Raw genomic sequence first — 3,483 nt, 5'->3', positions numbered from 1 at the left:
CAAGGTTCATCTTGTTCTACCGTTTTCATACAGGGAAAAACCAATCCTGCCCAAAAAAGACTATCAGTTTCAACATACATATTAGCGTATTTCAATGTTCCTCCTCCTAGAGCTAATACGACATTGTTTTTATGGTAATCTTCAATAATCCAATCTATTCTCGCACTGTCAATGTCAACTTTTCGGTTGTTATAAACCTCATTATCCACATAACCTTTAGTGATATGGAAATGCATATCAATAATTGGTTGCTGCTTAAAAAAATCATCAATATTATCTTGAGCAACAATTGATGAAGAGGTAAAGATTAAAAACAAGGTTATTATTTTCGAAATTCTAATTTTCATGATTTTGTCAAATTGCTTACGTCTCGGCTATGAGTAGTTGTGTGGTTATAGCATTGATGAAAAAGCAGTAAGTCAAGTATCTTTAAGATTCACTAAAATCAAAAGATATGAAAACTCAACAAACTGCTCACCCAAAGCTATTCATTGGTATCGACATTCACAAACGAAGTTGGAAAGTCCATTGTTCAACGGAACTGTTCTGTGGCAAGTCCTTTAGTATGTCGTCCGATCCCGGACAATTGTTGAACTACGTTACAAAACATTTCCCGGGCCACGAAGTAAGTGTGGCCTACGAGGCAGGTTGCTGTGGCTATCATGCCCACCGCTGTTTCGAGGGCTACGGTTGGCGTTCTTTGGTGGTCAACCCTGCTGATATCCATCGCAAGGGCAAGGAGAAGCATACCAAGACCGATAAGATCGATGCTCAACTGATCAGTAGGGAACTGAAAGATGGCCGTTTGGAGAGTATAGTGGTTCCTGATATCGAAAGAGAGGAACTCCGCAGTCTATTCAGAAGACGCAACGATCTGGTAAAGGATTTCAGAAGGATAAAGAGCTATATCAAGATGCAGTTGTTGTATTTCGGCATCAAGGAGGCTGAGGAGTTCGACAACGACCATTGGAGCCATAGGTACCGTAATTGGTTGGACGATATGGTGTTCAAGCACCCCACGGCGAAGGCGACCTTGGAGAGCAGGATGCGTTCATTCCGATTTGTAGATCAAGAGTTGAGGGATGTTTCGACACAGCTCAGAAGATACTGCAAGGTGCATTATAAGAAAGATTATATGTTACTGAGAAGTATACCTGGTGTCGGGGGAATCGTTGCCTGTGGCATACTATGTGAACTGGGAGACTTGAGACGTTTCAATAGTGTGAAGCATTTGGCAGGCTACGTAGGTCTTGCCCCAGGGGTACATCAAAGTGGAAACAACTATAAAGTAATGGGTATCACACCAAGGGCACACCGATTGATACGGAGTTATTTCGTAGAGGCCTCTTGGCAGGCGATACGGGCCGACCCTGTGATGCAGGCGTATTACCGTAAGCATACGGGTAAGAACGTCAAGAGCATCATCATCAAAGTGGCGCGAAAGCTTTTGAGCAGGACCTTGGCAGTGATAAAAACAGAAATTCCCTATACGATAGGAGTAATAGAATAATTTAAGAAAACACTAAAAAAGAACCATAACAAAGCTCACGAAGAAGTATTCAAGACCTGTACCACAAAACACCGTGGGTGGCCCACTAGTTAGCGGGACCACATATTTATAGCAAGTGGCCGGGTCTATTATAACTTATAATCATACAGATGCCGGTGACGACCTATTTCGAGGCCGATCACATATAGGATGCCGAGCAAGTTATATTAAAAAGGAAAAAGGTGGTTTAAGTAAAAAAGAAAATATTAATTAACTTTAGAGAACTGGACTAAGGCTTTTCATAGGATACAGTGTTGGCAGTAGGTCATGAATCAACTTAATTGTAATTAAGTTCATTTAAAATATCAATTGCCGAAGGTAACTTCGGATTTATCTCTAAAGCCTTTTTATATGCTTTAATGCCGTTAATCGTATCTCCTTTTAGTAGTAGAGCTTCTCCATAACTATCGTAACAATTTGCTATATCAGGGAATAACTCAATATTTAGTTTGAACATTTCAACAGCTTTTGTAATATCCCTGGCTTCATAAAGATATGCGTATCCAAGGTCGTTTAAAATTATATCTTTAGGATCCGTTGGATGAAAATTAGTTGTAAGATCATTAAAATTTGATTTAACATAGTTTATGCCATCTTTCTCATATGCTTTACGCACACTTTGAAGTGCCGGTAATTCAGGCTTATTTGGAACTTCTCCGCGCAAGGTCGATAAAACATCTATGGCGATTCTTTCGGCAACGGGCTCATCCATGTTGGCAAACACAACTATAGTTTTGTCTTCATCGATTATCTGAAATAATGCACTATTAAAACCTTCAAATCCTCCTGCCGCCGATGTGGCCTCACCAGGCTTCATTTTCTTTAGATATTGAAAAAAAGGATCGCTAGCCTTCATTTCTTTTGAAAGTAGAACTGTGTCATTATAATATGATCTATAAAATTTTGCTGCGTCTTCTGTGGTGGATAAAAAACCTCCATCCGGATTTGGCACATCCTGTGCAGGTGTACTTACTTCTAATTCCCCTAAAGGAGAATAATAATAGCCTGTGGCAATACGATTACCCAAGCCTGTAAAGTCATTTAAATATGTATTTTTTAAACTCAGCTTGTTTACGATCCTATCTTTTACGTTCGTAAAGTAGGATGTTCCAGTCACTTTTTCAATAATGCCACCTAGTATGACATATCCCAAATTAGAATAATCATTTTCACTCCCGGGTTCGAAATTAAGTTGAAATGTTTTTGCTCTATCTATGATTGATTGTAAGGACTTTTTATTTTTCGGTAAATCAAAGTAATCCGGTGTATGATAATCTCCAAACCCTGAAGTGTGGGATAATAGGTGATTAATCGTTACATGTTTTACTTTAGGATCTTCAAAACCATCTATATAGTCGGTAAGATTATCTTCTAAATTCAATTTTCCTTCATTTTCCAATTGTTTAATAACTATGGAAGTGAAAGTTTTATTCATTGATCCAATATCAAAAAGAGTAGAAGTAGAGTTCGCTATGTTAGTTGATCTGTTGGCTAAACCATAGGCCTGATGAAACAAAACTTCACCTTTATCGGCAACCAATACAACCCCTGAAAAAATATCCAATTCCAAATAATCTTGAATAATATTATCGATCTGAGTTTGAAACTCATTTTTTTGCGATACAGGCGAATCAGATTTATGATTTTCTTTTTGGTCTTTACAATTGGAAAAACAAAACACAATTAAAAATAGATACAATATACTTTTCATTCTTAAATTTATTTTAGATGAATCCTAAAATTACAACTATAAATATAGTTATACAACTATAAATATAGTTAATTAACAAAAATTTAAGTTTTTATAGGAAATATTTAAGGCTAATACCGTTGCATTTATTTTTCGACTTACTGCCAACGTTTCGTGTATGATTAGTTGCGTGGTTAAGCACCTAATTTAGCAAATAAATCACGGATAGAATATTCCGCAGGAA

The 3,483-nt window shown here is 37.3% G+C and carries 3 protein-coding genes; 1 reads left to right on the top strand and 2 read right to left on the bottom strand.

Features of this window, described 5'->3' with window-relative positions; genetic code table 11:
- On the bottom strand, positions 1 to 347 hold a 347-nt coding region (locus tag WBN21_RS16080), incomplete at its 3' end, for a hypothetical protein (RefSeq protein ID WP_424202071.1).
- A gap of 107 nt (positions 348 to 454) precedes the next feature.
- On the opposite strand from WBN21_RS16080, the gene WBN21_RS16075 reads away from it, so the two are divergent.
- Positions 455 to 1,510: an IS110 family transposase gene (locus WBN21_RS16075; protein ID WP_424202069.1), complete on the top strand. Its 1,056-nt coding sequence runs from the start codon at positions 455 to 457 to the stop codon at positions 1,508 to 1,510.
- A 316-nt stretch (positions 1,511 to 1,826) separates the two neighbouring features.
- On the opposite strand, the gene WBN21_RS16070 is transcribed toward WBN21_RS16075, so the two are convergent.
- A complete protein-coding gene (locus tag WBN21_RS16070) occupies positions 1,827 to 3,230 on the bottom strand; it encodes a serine hydrolase (RefSeq protein ID WP_424202067.1) in 1,404 nt (467 codons plus the stop codon).
- Positions 3,231 to 3,483: the final 253 nt, after the last annotated feature.

The organism is Algibacter sp., from assembly GCF_049667265.1.
Lineage (GTDB): Bacteria > Bacteroidota > Bacteroidia > Flavobacteriales > Flavobacteriaceae > Algibacter_B.
The sequence above is the reverse complement of the archived record's forward strand: the minus strand, read 5'-3'. Positions and strand labels throughout refer to the sequence as shown.